We start from the raw sequence: 17,839 nt of genomic DNA, 5'->3' as shown, positions 1-17,839 counted from the left end.
AAATAAAAATTCAGCGCGTTTGTGCAAAAACCGAACCTTGTTGCACCCCAATGGACACCAATTTTTGAAGTATCTATGTGCCCTGGTGTTTCAATAATCCGCTAAAATGAGTCAGATTGTTTGATGTTTTATATGTTTGTGGGCCGTTTTCGTCGAGCGCAACTTTTGCGCGAAAAGAGAAGGCGGCGCCAATTTAGCACCGCCTTCAACTGTTAAATGCAAAGTTTGCTACGGCAAACCTGTTTGTCAAAACATCAAACAGTAGCGCCCTTGATGCGAATTGCCGAACCCAAGGCCCCTGCGCACATCCCGACGACCACTGCGATAAGCAGTTCGCCTGTTCCGAAATTGGCGAATGACCAATGCGCAAAGATTAGCGTTTCAGCGACGCCAACAACGCCTCCCATCACCGCGCCAAGCAAGGGGTTGCGGGTCATCATACCCAGTGCCAGGCCCAATATACCGGGCAGGCTGATTATGTTGGCTCCGATTGTTCCCAGAAGTTCCAGCATATCTGCCTCCTTTTTACTCGGACCGATTGGTCAGGAATGACCGGATTTCTTCACTTCCGTCCGCCACCTGTTGACCCAGCGGTGTCGGTGCGTCAGCAGCCAGCTCTTCGGTGATTTCCTGATACCGCTGCAGATGTCCAGGTGGCAGGCTGTGCGCGATCCCCTGGTGGCAGTCGATGCAGGTCATGCCGGTGTCGATGGCACGCTGATGCTCGGACGCCGCACGATTTTCCTGAAGGGTGAAATCCATATAGTCGAAGTTGTGACAGTTGCGGCATTCACGACTGTCTGAAGCTTTCATCTTTTTCCACACAGCGGTGGCCATGCTCAGTCGATGTTCTTCGTATTTCTCGGGCGTGCCGATGGTGCCGGCCAGCTCGTGATAGACATCCTTGACCGCCATGATCTTGGCTTTGATCTTGTGGTTCCACTCATGCGGCACGTGGCAATCCGAACATATAGCCCGCACGCCCGAGTGGTTGTTGTAGTGGATCGTCTCGCGGTATTCGCCGAGGTTCGTTTCCATCGTGTGGCACGAGGTGCAGAACTCTTCGGTGTTGGTCAGTTCCAGGGTCCAGTGGAACCCACCCCAGAACAGGATACCGGCGAGGAACCCTGCCAGCACCAGAAAGCCCGAGCTGAACAGAACGGTCGGTGTCCAGATCGCATTCCAGATGCGGCCGATCCAGCCGCGTTTTTCGGGGGAGTCTGCCATTTCGGTGCTCCTTTCAGTCAAGCGTTGGATCAGTTTCCGGAAGAAGGTTCAAAAACGTTATCGACAAGCGCCGGCGTGTCTGCCTGTGGGACATGACACTGGTTGCAGAAGTACCGAGTACCGGCGATTTGATCCAGTTCACGTCCTTCGCGGTCCAGATAGTGCGTCATCGATAAAGTGGGTGCGTTGCGCTCACCCGCCTTTGTCCAGTCGTGGCAGGACAAGCATTGGTTGGTCCGCAGATCGATTTGGTATTGTTCGATTGAATGCGGGATCAGCGGGGGTTGCTGCCGGTAATTCCTCTGCATACGCCCTTCGATAGTGCGGTGGACCTGATCGAGTGGAACGGGTTCATCAACCTCGGCCCCGCGCAGGGCTTCGACTTGCGCGGATTGGGCAAGGGCGAAACCGCTCAGGAGTATGACGGGGATCAGGGCTGTGACGCCGGTCAGGATTGGCTTGTTCATCTTGGCACTCCCTTAGGTGGGTCTGGCTGCGCGCTGAATGGGCGCGGGAACGGGATCGGAAGGTGCGGCGACGTGGTCGTCGAACCGGTGAGTAAACTTGAAAACATCAACCGCGCAAACATCGATACAGCGGCCGCAATTCGTGCAGTCGGGCGACAGGATCAGCGGTGTGGTGCCGGTTTTGCCGCGCAACGCGGGTGAGATGACGTGGTTTTCCGGGCAGACGGCAAAGCAATCCATGCAGTCGTCACAGGCTGCGCGATTGGGCGCGCTGACACGCAACATCGCTTTGGTGCCGATTAGGCCATAGAATGCTCCGACCGGGCACAGGTGCCCGCACCATCCGTGGCGAGACACGAACAGGTCGAAGAAGAAGATTGCAACGATCATCGCCCAGACAAAGCCCGCGCCAAAGATCAGCCCGCGATGCAGCATGGTGATCGGGTTGATCAACTCCCATGCGATGACGCCGGTCAGACCCGAGACGATCAGTACGGTGGCCAAGATCCACAGCCGCGTACCGCGCTTGGGTTGCCAGCCTTTGGGCAGGTCCAGCTTGCGGTGCAGCCAGTGGGCGGCATCGGTTACCGGGTTGATCGGGCAGACCCAGGAGCAATAGACGCGCCCGCCGATCAGCGCGTAGGCGACCAGAACAATCAGGCCTCCGATCAGGGCGGTCAGTTCGGGCCAGTGCCCGGCAACCACGCTTTGCAGCAGAACAAATGGGTCGGTCAGCGGCAACACGCCAAGGGTCAGCGACCCGGCCAGCGTGCCTTGAACGATCCAGATGCCGAACCATGGGCCCAGCAAGAACAGGACCAGAAAGAACAACTGTGAGGCTCGGCGCAGCAACAGGTATTTGTGCGCGCCGATCCAGCCTTTGACTTCGATGGCTTCCTGTCCGACAGGCATATGGGTGCGGATGCTCATTGTCCGGTCCCCGGCAAATTGTACTCCGGCGCAAAGCCGCCCGGCGTGACCAGATTGTCGGTGCCCGGTCCGGGGAGGCGGTCCGGCAGGTCAATGATACCTTCGACCACGGGCGCGCCTTTGGCGGCTTTTTCTTCCCAGCCTTTGCGATAGTGGTCGGCACTGCTGCCGCGCGCCAGCCGGGTGGGCAGAACCTTGATCGCGGCTTCGGGCAGAACGCAGCTTTTCTCGCACATACCACAACCGGTGCAGCGGTCGCCGTGGACGGTAGGGAGGAACAGCGCATGGTGACCCGAACGGGTGTTATGCGCGGTCTCAAGCGTGATTGCCTGGTCAATCACGGGGCAGACGCGGTAGCAGACGTCGCACCGCAGCCCTAGAAAGTTCAAGCAGTTTTCCTGATCGACCAGAACGGCCACTCCCATATCGGCGTCGTCGATATTGTCCAGCGCAGGGTCCAGCGCCCCAGTGGGGCAGGCGGCGACACAGGGAATGTCGTCACACATCTCGCAGGGCACGTCACGAGCGGTGAAATAGGGTGTGCCGGTGGCGACGGCATCGACGCCAAGCTCAGCAAGTTTCAGCGTGTCATAGGGGCAATCCCGCACGCACAGGCCACAACGGATACAGGCGGACAGGAAGTTTTGTTCCGGCAAGGCTCCGGGGGGACGCAATGCCTCGGCTGGTAACGCCCGCGCGTCGCGTGCCAGCCAGGCCAACATGGACCCGGCCGCCACGCAGCCGCCTGCGGCGCGCGCCGAGTCCTGAAGGAACCGGCGCCGCTGCGGCGAGAGGGGAGAGCCAACACCAGACATGAGACTTACCTTTGCCTTGCCAGTCTCTTACGCGCGCTCGACCTTGCAGGCGCATTTCTTGTAGTCGGTTTCCTTCGACAGCGGGCAGGTTGCATCCAGCGTCAGCTTGTTGGTCAGCTGGCCTTCGTCGAACCAGGGCATAAAGACCAGTCCGCGTGGTACCTTGTTGCGCCCACGGGTCTCGACCCGGCTGGTGACATCGCCACGACGGGTCGACAGAACAATTTCCTGACCGCGCCGCAGACCTCGATCCCGGGCGTCGTCGGGGTGCATGAAAACAACAGCCGACGGGAAGGCGCGGTGCAGTTCCGGAACCCGACGGGTCATCGAACCCGAATGCCAGTGTTCCAGAACCCGACCGGTACAGAGCCACAAATCATATTCATTGTCCGGCTCTTCAGCAGCAGGTTCATAAGGCGCGAAGATAATTTTGGCCTTGCCATCCTTGTGCCCATAGAATTTGACGCCCGCCCCTTCGGGGACATACGAGTCATATCCTTCGCGGAAGCGATAAAGCGTTTCTTTGCCATCCACGACCGGCCAGCGCATACCGCGTGCCTGATGGTACATTTCGAACGGTGCCAGATCGTGCCCATGACCGCGCCCGAATTCGGCATATTCTTCGAACAATCCTTTCTGCACGTAGAACCCAAAATGCTCTGCTTCGTCATTGTCGAAACCTTCGGCGGTTTCCGAAAGCGGGTATTTGTCCACATTCCCGTTCTGGAACAGAACCTCGAACATTGTCTTGCCGCGATGCTCTGGCATCTTGGTCAGCAGCTCTTCGCCCCAGACTTCTTCTACAGTGAAGCGTTTCGAGAATTCCATCAGTTGCCAAAGGTCGGACTTAGCCTCTCCCGGCGCTTTAACCTGTTGATGCCAGAACTGAGTGCGGCGCTCGGCGTTGCCATATGCGCCTTCTTTCTCGACCCACATTGCCGTTGGCAGGATCAGGTCAGCTGAAACTGCGGTGACGGTTGGGTAGGGATCTGAAACTGTGATGAAGTTTTCAGGATTGCGATAACCGGGGTACCCTTCCTCATTGATATTCGGGGCGGCTTGCATGTTGTTGTTGCATTGAACCCAATACGCGTTCAGCACCCCGTCTTTCAGCATTCGGTGTTGCAAAACAGCGTGGAAGCCAGGTTTTGGCGGGATTGTACCTTCGGGAATTTTCCATGCGGTTTCGCAAATCTCGCGGTGCTCGTCATTCGCGACAACCATGTCCGCGGGCAGGCGATGGGCAAATGTGCCAACCTCTCGGGCGGTGCCGCAGGCAGATGGTTGGCCGGTCAGCGAGAAGGGCGAGTTGCCGGGTTCGGAAATTTTGCCAACCAAAAGGTGGACGTTGTACATCAGCGAGTTCACCCACGAACCGCGCGTATGCTGGTTGAAACCCATGGTCCAAAGGCTCATGACTTTCCGGTTCGGATCCGCATATTGTTTCGCAAGTTTCTCAAGCTTGTCAGCGGGAACACCTGAGAGTTCAGATACATATTCCAAAGTGTAAGGCTCAACAGCTTTGGCATATTCTTCGAAGCTGATGGGTTCCATTTTGCCCGAGTTCGGGTTTTCCGCGTCTTGCTGAAGTTGGTTTTCGTCGCGCAGGCCGTAACCGATATCGGTTGCCGTCTTGGTGATGTTTACGTGCTTTTTGACGAAGTCTTCGTTCACCGCGCCATTCTGAATGATGTAGTTGGCGATGTAGTTCAGGATCGCCAAATCGGTCTGTGGGTTGAACACGATGCCATTGTCCGCCAATTCGAAAGAACGATGTTCAAATGTTGACAGAACATGAACTTCGCTGCCCGGTTTGGTCAGACGCGTGTCTGTCAGGCGCGACCACAGGATGGGGTGCATTTCGGCCATATTGGAACCCCACAGAACGAATGTGTCTGCGTGCTCGAAATCGTCGTAGCAGCCCATCGGCTCATCTATGCCGAAGGTCCGCATGAACCCAACAACAGCAGAAGCCATACAATGGCGCGCGTTGGGGTCGATGTTGTTGGAGCGGAAGCCCGCTTTCATCAGTTTGGCGGCGGCATAGCCTTCCCAGACCGTCCACTGACCCGAGCCAAACATGCCCACGCTGGTCGGGCCTTTCTTGGCCAGCGCCTCTTTCCACTTAGCGGCCATGACATCAAAGGCTTCGTCCCAGCTGACCGGTTCGAACTCGCCATTCTTGTCGTATTCGCCATTGGTCTTGCGCAGCAACGGAGTGGTCAGGCGGTCTTTGCCATACATGATCTTGGACAGGAAATAGCCCTTGATACAGTTCAGGCCGCGGTTCACCGGCGCGTCCGGGTCGCCCTGAGTGGCCACAACGCGGCCTTCCTTGGTGCCAACCAGAACGGAACAGCCCGTTCCGCAGAACCGGCACGCGGCCTTGTCCCAGCGGATATCCGGTGTCGCCGCCTGAGCGTCGGCCGCGCCTGTGGCCAGCGGAATACCGGCGGCCGAGGCCGTGGCTGTGGCCGCAGTGGCCTTGAGGAATGTCCGGCGTGATTCAGAATGTGTCATAGCGTGAGCCTCCGGCTGGTGGTTTGGCTTAGGGCATCGGGACGCGGGCGGGTCTCTGCGAGGTCCTCGAAATGGTGATAGGTCAACGTCAGAGACACGACCCCGGGGATCTGGTGCAGATCCATGATGGTCTCGGACGCAAGGCGTTCAGGGGTATCTTCGACCACGACGACGAAACGGCCGTCTTCGGTCTGGGCGTGGATTTCCACACCCGGTGTATCGCTCATGGATTGCGCCGCAGCCGTAGCGTAGTCGGGCGCGACATGGGCAAGGCAACCGCAGATGTTCATTGCACAGCTTCCATTTTGGGTTGAGGGGTGTGGTCCAGCGAGATGGCATCCGCCGGGCAAACGGTAGGGCAGAGCCCGCAGCCGGTGCAGGCCGCCACATCCAGTGTCGGTTTGGCCCGACCACCGGTTTGCAGCGAGAACCGGATCGCGCTTTCTTCGCAATTGTCCTGACAGAGGCGGCAACTGACGCCATTCATCGACAGGCAGGAGTCCAGCTTTAGCGCGGCACGCCAGGGCCAGTTGGACACAAGGTCGATATCCAAAGCAGGGGTTGGGCAGGCATTGGCGCAGTCACCGCAAAAAGTGCAGGGATTGTCTGAGGGTTGAAAAACAGGAAAGCCGTCCGCAGCGATTGCAATCACGTCCTCAGGACAAACCGAGGCGCAATCGCCGCATTTCGTGCAGTGCTTCAGAAAGTCAGGCCCGACCGATCCCGGAGGTCTGGCTGTCACACCGTCCTCATCGTGAAATCTCGCGCTCAGGAAGGCGCGCCGGGTAGTCACTTGGCCCATTCTCAAAGACCTGGCTTTGCTAGATTCTGTTCGTCGCTATTCCCGATTAACGGCTTCGTTCAGCGCCGGATTTGATATTGATCAATTTCTTGGCAGTTTTTGCATGGAACTTAAAAAAATATGCATGCAAAAAATCTGTTTTGTCAAATTGTTGCAGGTGCGCTGACAGCTCGGCAAGCGTCGGGACTGACAAAGACAAGCCAATTTATCTTTTGGGCTTCGCCGTTCTGAGCAGCAGAATGAAAACGAAAATTGACCCCAGTGAGGTCGTCACAATTCCGACCGGCAGTTCTTGCGGGGCAAGCATCAGGCGGCTGAGGATATCGGACCCGGTCAGCAGTACCGCGCCAACCACGGCTGCCGTCGGGACAAGGTGATTGTGCAAAGGACCAGCGATGCCGCGCGCAATATGTGGAACCATCAGGCCAACAAAGCCGATCACTCCGGCGACCGAAACAAAAACGGCGGTCGCGAGCGCTGCAACAAAGAACATTTTGAACCGTAGCGACTGAACCGGAACGCCCAGTGTTGTTGCCGTGACATCTCCGGTCAGCAGCGCATCCAGCCAGCGGCTACGATAGAGGGCATAGGCCAGAATAAGCGCCAGCCCGGCGCAAACCAGCGGGAAGGTTTCCCATCGCGCCAGACCCAAACCGCCAAGCATCCAGAAGATGACGGAATGGGCAGCACGGTTGTCGCCTGCGAAAATCAGGTAATTGGTTAGGGCTGAGAACAGGAAGGACACCGCAAGCCCGGCTAGAATCAATTTCTCAGGCGCGCTCGTCCGCAATCCGTGTACCAAAGCCAGCACGATGCCAGAGGCCACCAGCCCTCCGCAAAACGCCGCCAGCGGCAAGGTCCAGAACCCCAAAATGTCCCCGGTTACGGTGATGACGAACACAGCACCCGCTGCAGCGCCCGAAGACAGCCCGAACAGAAACGGGTCGGCCAGATCGTTCCGCGTGGTTGTCTGCAAGACAACTCCGACAATCCCCAAACCAGCGCCGATCACGGCCGCAAACAGCGCGCGGGGCAGGCGCAGGTCAAAGACGATACGGTGCAGGGGCGACACGTCTCCATCCACAAGGCCTGTGCCCAGCAATATGGCCTTGAATGTATCGGACAGAGGGATGGATGTGGTTCCGTAGATTGTTGAAACCAGAAGAAGGGCGGCCAGAATGACCGCCCCCACCAAAAGTGTCAGCCCGAGACGGCCCAAATTAGTTCAGGCCCTTATGCATGGCCTGTGCCATTTTCGAGATCGCCTGAATGTTCGCGGGTCCCGGCGTTAGTTCTTCGTACCGCAGACCGATCCAGCGCTCGTTTTTGACCGCATCGGTTTGCGACATCACCGGGTGCTCTTGCAGGAATTTGAACGTATCCGCCGCGCCGTTTCCGGTTTGATAGTCCAACAGCACCAGGAACTCGGGGTTCGCGGCGGCCACGGCCTCCCAAGAGCTACGGCCCCAGCTTGTATCCATGTCATAGGTCACGTTCTGACCGCCCGCAGCGGCAATCATCGCATCAGGGATGGCGTATTTTCCGGCGGTGAAGGGCGCATCAGCGGGCCCGTCCAGCAGGAACACGCGCGGTTTTGGCAGATCGGCGGTTTTCGCCTCAATCGCGGCCAGCTCGTCTTTCCAGCCTGAAACCAACGCTTCGGCCTTGTCTTCAACATGCATGACCTTGCCCAGACGCAGGACATCGTCAAACAGCAGGTCCATGCTGGCCTTGGGGCGGTCCTTATGCAGGTGAACGCAGCTTTCCGACAGGATCATAGTCTTGATCCCGAAGGGCGCCAGCGTTTCCGGTGTCACATCACCGCCGGGCCGCATTCCGTAGTACCAACCGGCAAAGAACAGGTCGGGTTCAACGGCCACCAGGTTCTCGACCGTCGGATATTTCGGGGCCAGTTCAGGGATATCGCCGCGCAGCGAGTCGAACTCGGGGCTGGTTTTGTACCAGCCGGTAATCCCGGTCAGGCCGACGATCTTGTCTTGTAGACCCAGTGCAAAGGCCATGTCGGTCATGTTCATGTCATGCACGACCAGACGCTCGGGCTGGGTTTCAAACACCAGCGGTTCGCCGCAATTGTCGACGGTAACTTCATGCGCGGCGGCACCGCCCGCCATGGCTGTAACCAGCGCCACGGACAAGATGTGTTTCATTCGGAAATGCTCCTAACAGGGTTGGAAACTGAGGTTTTTCGGATGTCCAGCGCCGGGATCAAGCGGCCCTCGTGCTGGAAAAACAGGTAATCGACACCGAACGTGTCACGCACGCGGTCGGTGGTCAGCACGTCGGCCACAGGTCCGAACCCGGTAAGACGGGTGGATTTCATCAGCGCGACATGCGTCGCAAATTCCGGGATCATGACCAGATCGTGGACGATCATCACCACTGTGATTCCCAGCCCGGCCACCAGTGACAACATCCGCCCCTTGGCGTCCGGGTCCAGATGGTTGGTGGGCTCGTCCAGAAACAGCAGTGCCGGGTTTTGTGCCAATGCCCGCGCGATATGGGCGCGCTGCCGTTCCCCGCCCGACAGAACCGCCATGCGCTTGTCGGCCAGATCGTTCAGGCTGGTCAGGTCCAAAATTCGCGCAAGATCGGCGGCAAGGGCCTCGGCGGAGCGGTCGGCCCGGATCGGGATCTGTCCCAGCGCTACATACTCGCGCAAGGAGAGCCGCCCGTCGGGATATTCCTGCTGGCTGACAACAGCGATCATCCGCGCACGCTCGGTCGCCGACATGCTGCGCAAATTTCGCCCCTTGAACAATACATTGCCGTCCGAAGGATGCTCGGACCCGCATAGAAGGTTCATCAGCGTTGTCTTGCCCGCGCCGTTGGGCCCGGCGATGGCCAGAACCGCGCCTTCGTGAAGCGCAAAGGTGATGTCCTGAAGCAGAACTTCGCCGTGATAGGCGTGATAACCGACGCCGTTGACCTGAAGGAACGCATGTTCGGTCATGTGGCCCCCGTCGCCAAGGGCGGCATCCGCGACAAGGTCTTGTGCAACAGCGCCTCGGGGCGATCCGTTGCCTTGGTCCAACCTGTGGAACTGTTTTGGTATTGCCGCGCGAAAGCGGCCAAAGCGTCGATATCGGCCGAGGTTTGAATTTCGCCAAACAGATATTGTGCCTTCGCACCCGCCTGAAATCCAACGGTCAGTGGGTGATCGCAACCGGCCATACACTCAATCATCCGTGTGCCGTAGCCCTCGGGCAGGCGCTCTCGCAGGGCCTCGGCAATCGATTGCGCCGCCTCTGCCCCTTGGCAGGTCGTGCAGATCAGCACCACATGATCCGTCATGCTCCGCCCCACCTGCATGCCAGACGGGCAGGGAGAGGAACGGTTCTGATGACATCGGGTCGATGTGACATTGAGCCTCTTTCCAGGACACCCCGCCCCGGTTTGGTTGCGTTTGAGATGGCAGGTCTCCTGACTCGCGGGTCTGTGCTTGGCCACCCTTCCCGACCTGATCCGGCCAGTGGGATATTGGCGTCGCTCACCGCCTACAGTTGCGGGGGCAGTTACGGATTTGGTCTGCACCTTACCGTATTCCCTTTTCATCCCGCGCGTGCAGCATCGGGAACCATCGTAGCGTCACTGCCTCAGATCAGAGCATGGGTCAATATGGATTCCGCAACGTTCCGGTGAAGACAGCGCAAAGGATATTGCTGCTCAGTGGGCAATCAGTTATGCTGCGACGCAGCAAAATTTGAAAGCCGAGGCTACGTTTTGCGGGCTCAAGGGTGCTGGACGTACCATTGTGACCCCGAACTGACCTGCATCAATTAAACCCGCGACCCAAGTCGGTAAGACGTCCGAAAAACCAAAGTTGGCACGCTATGAAAATCCAGGAAAATAAAACCTTCGAGCAGCTCAAGGTTGGCGACGCGGCACAACTGACCCGCTTGTGCACGGTTGACGACCTTTATGCTTTTGCCTCGGCCTCGGGCGATCACAATCCGCTGCATCTGGCAACCTATGACGGGGATGGCGACGGCCTTGCCGAAGCCGTCGCACCCGCGCTGTGGCCCGCCGGTCTGGTCGCAGCCGTGCTGGGAAACTACATGCCCGGCGCCGGAACGCAGACTCGCCGCGCGGATTTGGCCTTCCACCTCCGGGTGCTTGCGGGTGAAGAACTGACTGCCTTTGTCGCTGTTGAGGAAAAGCGCGACGATGGTGATCTGCTCTGCTCAGCCGAAGTGCGACGGGTCGTTGACAATGCACTGGTTCTCAGCGGCACCGTTCAGGTCACACCGCCTTCGACGCATATGGAGTTCGACTCGGTCGAGGTCCCTGGCCTGATCGTGCAGCGGCACCGCCATTTCGACGCGCTGTTGGAAAAAGCGCGCCCACTAGAGCCGATGCCAACCGCCGTTGTTGCGCCAGAAGAGCCCAACTCTCTGAGCGGCGCGTTGCTGGGGCATGCCAATCATATTATTTCGCCGATCCTCGTCGGGGACCCCGATAAAATCGCCGCTGCTGCCGCTGAGCTGGGGGCCGACTTGTCTGGCATCGAAATTGTCGAGGCCCGCAGCCACGGCATCGCCGCGCACCGTGCCGTGGATCTTGTAGTCGACGGACGCGCGCAGACCCTGATGAAGGGGTATCTGCATACCAATGAGTTGCTGCACGCGGTTTTGCGTCGTGAAAAAGGGCTGCGCACAGGGCGGCGACTGTCACATGTGTTCGTAATGGATGTTCCGGGCATGTCGCGCCCGATCATGGTGACGGATGCGGCGGTGAATATTGCGCCTGATTTGGAAACCAAGGCGGATATCGTGCAAAACGCGATTCACCTGGCACATTCTTTGGGAATCGAACAGCCCAAGGTCGGCGTGTTGTCGGCGGTTGAGACGATCAACCCGCATATGCCGTCATCGGTCGATGCGGCCTTGCTGTCGAAAATGGCCGAGCGCGGTCAGATCACCGGCGGGTTGGTCGATGGGCCGCTGGCGATGGACAATGCGGTTGATCTGAACGCCGCCCGTACCAAAGGGATCACGTCAGAGGTTGCCGGTGCTGCCGATATTCTGGTCGCGCCTAATATTGAGGCCGGGAATATGGTGGCAAAACAGTTGACCTTCATCTCTCATGCCGAGGCGGCAGGGGTCGTGATCGGTGCGGCCGTTCCCATCATTTTGACGTCACGATCCGATGATGATGCCTCGCGATTGGCATCCTGTGCTGTAGCCGCGCTTCATGCGCATGCAAACAAGGGTAAAATCCATGGCTGATCATGTTGTGGCGCTGAACGCCGGGTCTTCTTCCCTGAAATTCGCGCTTTATGAGCTGGTTGAGGGCAATCGCCCCAGTATGCGCTGGCGTGGCCAGATCGAACGTTTGGGCGACGCACCACGTTTGCTGGCCCAATCCGCTGGAGGACGCTCGATCGACCGTCCTTTGACCAACACCAAAAGCCATGACGAGGCGATCCACGCCTTTCTGGAAATGGCGCGGGAATACCTGCCGGACATCCATGTACGTGCCATCGGGCACCGCGTCGTCCACGGGGGCACTGTTTATTCCGAGCCGGTGCGCATTGACGCCTCGGTTGTCGAGACGTTGTCTGGGTTCATACCTTTCGCGCCGCTGCATCAGCCCTATAGTCTTGCAGGGATACGCGCAGCCAGCGCGGCCTTCCCGGATACAGCGCAGATCGCCTGCTTTGACACGGCGTTCCATCGGACACACCCTTGGGTCAACGACACCTTCGCCCTGCCGCAGAGCTACTATAACAAAGGCGTACGACGGTACGGGTTTCACGGGCTCAGCTACGACTACATAACGCAAAAGCTGAAAGAGATCGCGCCGGGCTTGTACGACGGGCGCGTGGTTATTGCGCATCTGGGTAACGGGGCCTCGATGTGTGCGGTTTCGGGTGGTCGGGCGGTGGCCTCGACTATGGGGTTCTCGGCGCTGGACGGGTTGCCAATGGGAACGCGTAGCGGGCAGCTTGACCCTGGTGTTGTGCTTTACATGATGCAGCAGGAAGGCCTGTCGGCGGATGAGATTGCCGAGATTCTGTATCGCAAATCCGGTCTGCTGGGTCTGTCGGGGATATCGTCGGACATGCGCACCCTTCTGTCCGCTGACACGTCCGAGGCGCGTAAGGCCATTGACTATTACGTCTTCCGCATACGCCGCGAATTGGGCGCATTGTCAGCCGCACTGGAAGGGATCGACGCGCTGGTCTTTACGGGTGGTGTTGGCGAGAACTCGGCCGCAATCCGGCAGATGGTGTGTGACGGCATGCGTTGGATCGGGATCGAGATGGATCACGCCCGGAATGCCGATGGTGGCACGGTTCTTTCAACCGATTTCAGCCGCGTGCGGATTCTGTCGATTCCGACGAATGAGGAAATGGTGATCGCCCGCGCGGCTGCGAACCTAATGGAGTGACCTAGTCCTGCGGCTTTTTACGGGTCTTGGCGTATTTCAGCAGGACCCCAAGAAGTGCGCTGACAATTTCAGGTGTCAGCGTGCCAAGCGGATCGCGCCTAATGCCGGTTACGGCGTTGCGCGCATCCGCGAAGTTTTCTCGGATTTCGGTTTCAATATCTCGCAAAGCCATGTCTCGCAGTTCGACGGCATCCGACGTGTCTGTCTGTGCCGTCATGGAATTCGCAACTACCGCAAGCAGAACGGCCACCACCAGATCAATCCCGGCCACAATCAGCGCGGCCGAGGTCGTCGACAGAGTCTCTGACAGCCAGAAAAACCCGGCCACGTTCAGCATCACGGCGGCAAGACCCACGGCAAGACCTGCTGCGGCATAGATGCCTGTGCGCTTTGCGGCAACTGCGACTTGACGCTGTGCAATCAGCCGTTCAGCGCGCAAAATGATCGAGATATTTCGGGAAATGCGGCTCATGTCAGGCTCCTATCGGGATCGACCGATCATGTACCCAAGCGCAAAGACGCCAAGGGCGAATAGGATGGGCTTTTTATGCGGCAAATCCTCGAATTCTGTCAGAACTTCATCAATTTGGGCAGTCCAATGGCCGAGGTTGTCGACGAATGCATCGGCTGGTTCCGGGGCCTTGGGTGGCTCGGGGTTGGCGTGTTCGGCCAACTGGCGGCGCAGTTCGGCGACCTCTGCTTCCAATTCTGCTTTTGTTACCATGGTTGCGTCCCTCTACCGCGATGAACCGCATGTTAGACGGTTTTTCTGTTTCGGTAAAAGGGACTTATCCAGATAGTTGAGCGGGCCAGTGCTTAGCCTGTGCGACACCAGACGCAATCATGATCCGAAAGCGGCGTACCTTCGTCCGAGATTGAAGTCAGAATGCCTTTGTCTAGACACTTCAGACCCCGTCCGGCCAACCAATCCAGTTTCATGACCCGCTCAGGATGCGGAGTGATCAGGCTGGGTCGGGTTGTAGGACCTTCTGCGGTGAAAGACCATGAGTAGCCTTCGCGTTCGGCCAACCCAAACAAGGTTTCACGTCGCCAGTCAAAATCGGGGGGCAGATGGTTGCCGGTGTTCAGGTCCCCACCGATCAGAACGGGCAGTCCGGGCGCAAACGCGTCGATTTCATCTAACAACCGTTGGAACTGTTGATGGCGGTGCGCTGCATCTGCGTTGCTTTCCAGATGAGTGGACACAACGCAAAGCGAACCCTGCGTGGCCGGGATAATGGCGGCGATGGCATTGCGACCGCCGACCCGCGGTTGATCCGGGTCCGTCGCGCCAGGGTCCGAGGCAAACCAATGGCCGTGATCGTCCAGTCGGATCAGTGACGTGCGTTCAAACGGCACCGAGGACAGGATTGCGTTCCCATGCCAGCCAAGACTGTTGAAGTCATCCGTGCAAAAGCCCCGCTCGGTCGCGCCGCCGAGATCAAGTTCGTGAAACTCGACACCGAAGGCGTAGGTCATGTCAAGCGCGTCGGCTATCACTTCAGTGGTATGCCGCTGTGCAGTGCGGGCCATGCCGTGATCGACCTCGGACAACAAGACGATATCGGGGCAGACCTTGCCAAGATGTGCGGCGGTTTCTTCGGGGAAAAGACACCGTTCCACATTCCAGGCAGCCACTGTGAAATCGCTTTGCAAATGAGTGGACGTAGCACGGCCTCCAACTTGCACGGCATTCATGGCAGGCAGGCTGGACAGCAAATCGCGATGCGCTTCAGCCGTGCGCGGCGCAGCCAAGATCGCGTTACGCTGTTCCAGCGTCACGGCGGGCAATGTCTCAAACGTTTGCCCCGTCACAGTTTGCGCCCCGTTTCAGGATCAAACAGTCGCAGGGCCTCGGGCTTCAAATTCAATGTCGCGGTCCCGGTGGAGGCTGCATCATCCTTGCCGATCATCACCGAAAAAGGTTGTTCCCCCACCACGCCATGCAACAGGCGATGGGCGCCGAGCTCTTCCAGAATGTCCACACGGAACGGGATGTTGCCGTGATCGTCCAGTACCACATCCTCGGGGCGAATGCCCAAAGTCACCGGCCCGTTTTGCGAAGCAGGTGCTGGCATCAGACCGTCATAGCCATTGATGCGCACCTCGCCTTGCTCGACCTGAGCCCGGATCAGGTTCATCGGCGGTGCTCCCATGAATGAGGCCACAAAGGTCGAGGCTGGGTTGTGATAGATTTCCGACGGCGTGCCGATCTGTTCGATCCGGCCAGCGTTCAGGACGATGATCCGGTCGGCCATCGTCATCGCCTCGACCTGATCATGGGTCACGTAGACGGCTGTGGTGCCAAGGCGGCGTTGCAGGGCCTTAATCTCGATCCGCATCTGGTTGCGCAGCTTGGCGTCGAGGTTCGACAACGGTTCATCAAACAAGAAAAGCGCCGGATCACGCACTACGGCGCGGCCCATGGCGACGCGCTGACGTTGACCACCCGACAGCTGCGCTGGTTTGCGGTCCAGATATTCGGTCAGGTTCAGCATCTTGGCGGCGTCTTCGACCTTGGCCGCGATCTCGGAGGCCGGGTTGCCGCGATTCTTGAGGCCATAGCCGATATTTTTTCGGACGGTCATATGCGGGTAGAGCGCATAGTTCTGGAACACCATCGCGATGTCCCGGTCCGCCGGATCCACGTCATTGACCACCCGGTCGCCGATCTTCAGTGTACCTTCGGTGATCTCCTCCAACCCCGCGATCATCCGCAGCAGGGTGGATTTGCCACAACCCGAGGGGCCGACCAGCACGACAAACTCGCCGTCCTGAATGGTGAAGCTGGTGGTCTGAACCGCCTGAAAGCCGTTGGGATAGACCTTGCGGATGCCCTCTAATGAAACCTGAGCCATGCGCGTATTCCTTATTTGTCGGATTCTGTAAGGCCCTTAACGAACCAGTTTTGGAAAAAGACGACGATCGCCACGGGTGGGATCATCGCGACAATGGCCAGCGCCAATGCCTGCCCGTGTTCTGGGATCTGACTATCTGTGTAGGACAGCACGATCTGTTTGATGCCCCGGACCAGGGTGAAAAAGCTCTCATCCGTCGTGATCAGTGTCGGCCACAGATATTGGTTCCAGCCAAAGACAAACATGATGATGAAGATCGCAGCGATCATCGTCCGGCTAAGCGGTACAAGGATATCGACAAAGAACTTCCATGGGCCTGCGCCGTCAATCCGGGCGGCCTCGGCCAGCTCCTCAGGGACGGACATGAAGAACTGACGGAAAAAGAACGTGCCGGTTGCGGATGCGATCAGCGGTACGATCAGACCGGTATAGGTGTTTGTCAGGCCCAGTTTCTGGATCGCCTCGTATGAGGGCAGGATGCGCACCTCCAGCGGCAGCAACAGGGTGGTGAAGATCACCCAGAAGGCCAGCGTGGCAAAGCGCAGGCGAAAATAGACGATGGCATAGGCCGCCATCATCGAGATGATAATCTTGCCCATCGCAAAGCCGATGCCAAGGATGAAGGAATTCATCAGCATCAGCGTGCCATCCACCGTCTGGGTGAACCCACCCTTTTCGAACATGGCGGCATGGAAGTTCTTGCCCAGATTGTCGCCCAGCGTCAGCTGCAACCCCTCGCGGTGGATCGTCACCGCGTCATGGCTGGCCGTGGTCAGCGCCAGCAGCGGTGGTATCATCATCAGCAAAGCGCCTAGGATCAGGACGGTGTGATCGCCGATCGCGCCCCATTTGATGCGGCGGGGGCGATGGGTTTCAACGGGAGTTTCGAGTGTTGTCTCAGCCATGTCCAAAGCCCTTACGTATAGTGAATCCGGCGTTCCACCAGGCGGAACTGAAACACGGTCAGGATCAGCACCAGCACCATCAGGATCACCGATTGCGCGGATGAGCCGCCAAGGTCATTGCCTCGGAACCCGTCCAGATAGACCTTGTAGACCAGCGTCATCGGGTTGTTGCCCGGCTCACCCTTCATCAGCGCGTCGATCACGCCAAAGGTGTCGAACAGCGCGTAGGTGATGTTGATGATTAGCAGGAAGAACGCGGTGGGGGCCAGCAGCGGGAAAGTCACCTGCCAGAACCGTCCGATAGCCGAGCGGTTGTCGATCATCGCCGCCTCGCGCACGGATCGCGGAATGGATTGCAGGCCCGAGAGGAAAAAGATGAAATTGACCGGGATCTGCTTCCACACGGCCACGATGACCATAGCGGTGGCCGTGGCGTTATAGTCCACGCCCAGTTTGAAATCCCAGCCGAACATCTGGAAAAACTTGGTCAGCGGCCCAGTGCTTTGATCAAAGAATAGGATGCCCAGAAACCCGGCCACAGGTGGTGCGATGGCATAGACCCACATCAGCAGCGTGCGATAGGTCTTTGCCCCTCGGATTACCTTGTCCGCCTTGACCGCTAGCAGCAGCGCGATGGCGAGCGAAAAGAACGTCACAAGCACCGAATAAAGGATCGTGAACCCTGCCACACGCTTGTACTGATCATTGCCCAGCAGCGAGGTATAGTTTTCCCCCCCTACAAAGGTCGAGCCGAACCCAAACGGGTCCTGCAAGTAGAACGAGGATTGCAAAGCCCAGCCCGCAGGCCAGTAGAAGAAGATGGCAATGATCAGCAGTTGCGGCATCAGCAGCGCCACAGGAAGCCAGATCGTGTCAAAGCCCGCGCGTTTCATGAATGGTTCCG

Annotated in this window: 20 protein-coding genes and 1 riboswitch; of the genes, 2 read left to right on the top strand and 18 right to left on the bottom strand. The window is 58.4% G+C overall.

All coding sequences use genetic code 11. From position 1 onward, the window contains the following. Positions 1-254: 254 nt before the first annotated feature. From ACR0C5_RS11865 to ACR0C5_RS11810, 12 genes are all read right to left on the bottom strand, one after another. Positions 255-512 (bottom strand): hypothetical protein, encoded by a 258-nt coding sequence (locus ACR0C5_RS11865; protein ID WP_170773424.1) that lies wholly within the window; start codon positions 510-512, stop codon positions 255-257. A 13-nt stretch (positions 513-525) separates the two neighbouring features. Further along, positions 526-1,227, bottom strand: coding sequence for a NapC/NirT family cytochrome c (locus ACR0C5_RS11860; protein ID WP_170773426.1), 702 nt, complete (start codon positions 1,225-1,227; stop codon positions 526-528). Between the two features lie 29 nt (positions 1,228-1,256). After that, complete coding sequence (locus ACR0C5_RS11855) at positions 1,257-1,694, bottom strand: nitrate reductase cytochrome c-type subunit (RefSeq protein ID WP_170773428.1); 438 nt, start codon at positions 1,692-1,694, stop codon at positions 1,257-1,259. A 12-nt stretch (positions 1,695-1,706) separates the two neighbouring features. Beyond that, a complete protein-coding gene (napH, locus tag ACR0C5_RS11850) occupies positions 1,707-2,624 on the bottom strand; it encodes a quinol dehydrogenase ferredoxin subunit NapH (RefSeq protein WP_480876756.1) in 918 nt (305 codons plus the stop codon). After that, complete coding sequence (gene napG, locus ACR0C5_RS11845) at positions 2,621-3,439, bottom strand: ferredoxin-type protein NapG (protein WP_480876753.1); 819 nt, start codon at positions 3,437-3,439, stop codon at positions 2,621-2,623. Before napG ends, napH begins: the two co-directional genes overlap by 4 nt. 27 nt (positions 3,440-3,466) lie before the next feature. Continuing rightward, positions 3,467-5,959, bottom strand: a complete 2,493-nt coding sequence (gene napA / locus ACR0C5_RS11840) for a nitrate reductase catalytic subunit NapA (protein ID WP_480876750.1) — start codon at positions 5,957-5,959, stop codon at positions 3,467-3,469. After that, positions 5,956-6,249: a chaperone NapD gene (locus tag ACR0C5_RS11835; RefSeq protein ID WP_170773436.1), complete on the bottom strand. Its 294-nt coding sequence runs from the start codon at positions 6,247-6,249 to the stop codon at positions 5,956-5,958. Before ACR0C5_RS11835 ends, napA begins: the two co-directional genes overlap by 4 nt. Continuing rightward, entirely contained in the window at positions 6,246-6,761 is a 516-nt protein-coding gene (locus ACR0C5_RS11830; RefSeq protein WP_480876748.1) for a ferredoxin-type protein NapF, read from the bottom strand. Before ACR0C5_RS11830 ends, ACR0C5_RS11835 begins: the two co-directional genes overlap by 4 nt. Positions 6,762-6,966: 205 nt before the next feature. Next, positions 6,967-7,980 carry a FecCD family ABC transporter permease gene (locus ACR0C5_RS11825; protein ID WP_170773440.1) on the bottom strand — a complete coding sequence of 338 codons (1,014 nt, stop codon included), beginning with the start codon at positions 7,978-7,980 and terminating at the stop codon, positions 6,967-6,969. 1 nt (position 7,981) lies between these two features. After that, the gene (locus ACR0C5_RS11820; protein ID WP_480876746.1) at positions 7,982-8,929 is read right to left on the bottom strand and encodes an ABC transporter substrate-binding protein; all 948 of its coding nucleotides are present in this window, start codon (positions 8,927-8,929) and stop codon (positions 7,982-7,984) included. After that, entirely contained in the window at positions 8,926-9,732 is an 807-nt protein-coding gene (locus tag ACR0C5_RS11815; protein ID WP_480876743.1) for an ABC transporter ATP-binding protein, read from the bottom strand. Before ACR0C5_RS11815 ends, ACR0C5_RS11820 begins: the two co-directional genes overlap by 4 nt. Continuing rightward, a complete protein-coding gene (locus ACR0C5_RS11810) occupies positions 9,729-10,073 on the bottom strand; it encodes a DUF1636 family protein (protein ID WP_170773446.1) in 345 nt (114 codons plus the stop codon). Before ACR0C5_RS11810 ends, ACR0C5_RS11815 begins: the two co-directional genes overlap by 4 nt. 102 nt (positions 10,074-10,175) lie before the next feature. Further along, positions 10,176-10,375, bottom strand: a riboswitch (cobalamin riboswitch). Positions 10,376-10,612: 237 nt separating this feature from the next. On the opposite strand from ACR0C5_RS11810, the gene ACR0C5_RS11805 reads away from it, so the two are divergent. Beyond that, a complete protein-coding gene (locus ACR0C5_RS11805; RefSeq protein WP_480876740.1) occupies positions 10,613-12,007 on the top strand; it encodes a bifunctional enoyl-CoA hydratase/phosphate acetyltransferase in 1,395 nt (464 codons plus the stop codon). Further along, positions 12,000-13,172, top strand: a complete 1,173-nt coding sequence (locus ACR0C5_RS11800) for an acetate/propionate family kinase (RefSeq protein WP_170789985.1) — start codon at positions 12,000-12,002, stop codon at positions 13,170-13,172. Before ACR0C5_RS11805 ends, ACR0C5_RS11800 begins: the two co-directional genes overlap by 8 nt. Position 13,173: 1 nt before the next feature. On the opposite strand, the gene ACR0C5_RS11795 is transcribed toward ACR0C5_RS11800, so the two are convergent. The 6 genes from ACR0C5_RS11795 to ACR0C5_RS11770 all read right to left on the bottom strand — a co-directional run bounded on the left by ACR0C5_RS11795 (position 13,174) and on the right by ACR0C5_RS11770 (position 17,828). Then, positions 13,174-13,644, bottom strand: coding sequence for a phage holin family protein (locus tag ACR0C5_RS11795; RefSeq protein ID WP_480503765.1), 471 nt, complete (start codon positions 13,642-13,644; stop codon positions 13,174-13,176). Positions 13,645-13,653: 9 nt separating this feature from the next. Beyond that, positions 13,654-13,896: a hypothetical protein gene (locus ACR0C5_RS11790; protein ID WP_170773454.1), complete on the bottom strand. Its 243-nt coding sequence runs from the start codon at positions 13,894-13,896 to the stop codon at positions 13,654-13,656. 92 nt (positions 13,897-13,988) lie between these two features. After that, a complete protein-coding gene (locus ACR0C5_RS11785; protein WP_480876736.1) occupies positions 13,989-14,987 on the bottom strand; it encodes an endonuclease/exonuclease/phosphatase family protein in 999 nt (332 codons plus the stop codon). After that, a complete protein-coding gene (locus tag ACR0C5_RS11780; protein WP_170773458.1) occupies positions 14,984-16,030 on the bottom strand; it encodes an ABC transporter ATP-binding protein in 1,047 nt (348 codons plus the stop codon). The genes ACR0C5_RS11785 and ACR0C5_RS11780 overlap by 4 nt, the downstream gene beginning before the upstream one ends. An 11-nt stretch (positions 16,031-16,041) precedes the next feature. Further along, positions 16,042-16,935: an ABC transporter permease subunit gene (locus ACR0C5_RS11775; protein WP_170751513.1), complete on the bottom strand. Its 894-nt coding sequence runs from the start codon at positions 16,933-16,935 to the stop codon at positions 16,042-16,044. A gap of 11 nt (positions 16,936-16,946) precedes the next feature. Further along, entirely contained in the window at positions 16,947-17,828 is an 882-nt protein-coding gene (locus tag ACR0C5_RS11770; protein WP_480876731.1) for an ABC transporter permease subunit, read from the bottom strand. Positions 17,829-17,839 lie beyond the last annotated feature (11 nt).

The sequence above is a fragment of the Ruegeria sp. N8 genome (genome assembly GCF_056531325.1).
This window is presented reverse-complemented; position numbering and strand designations above follow the sequence as displayed.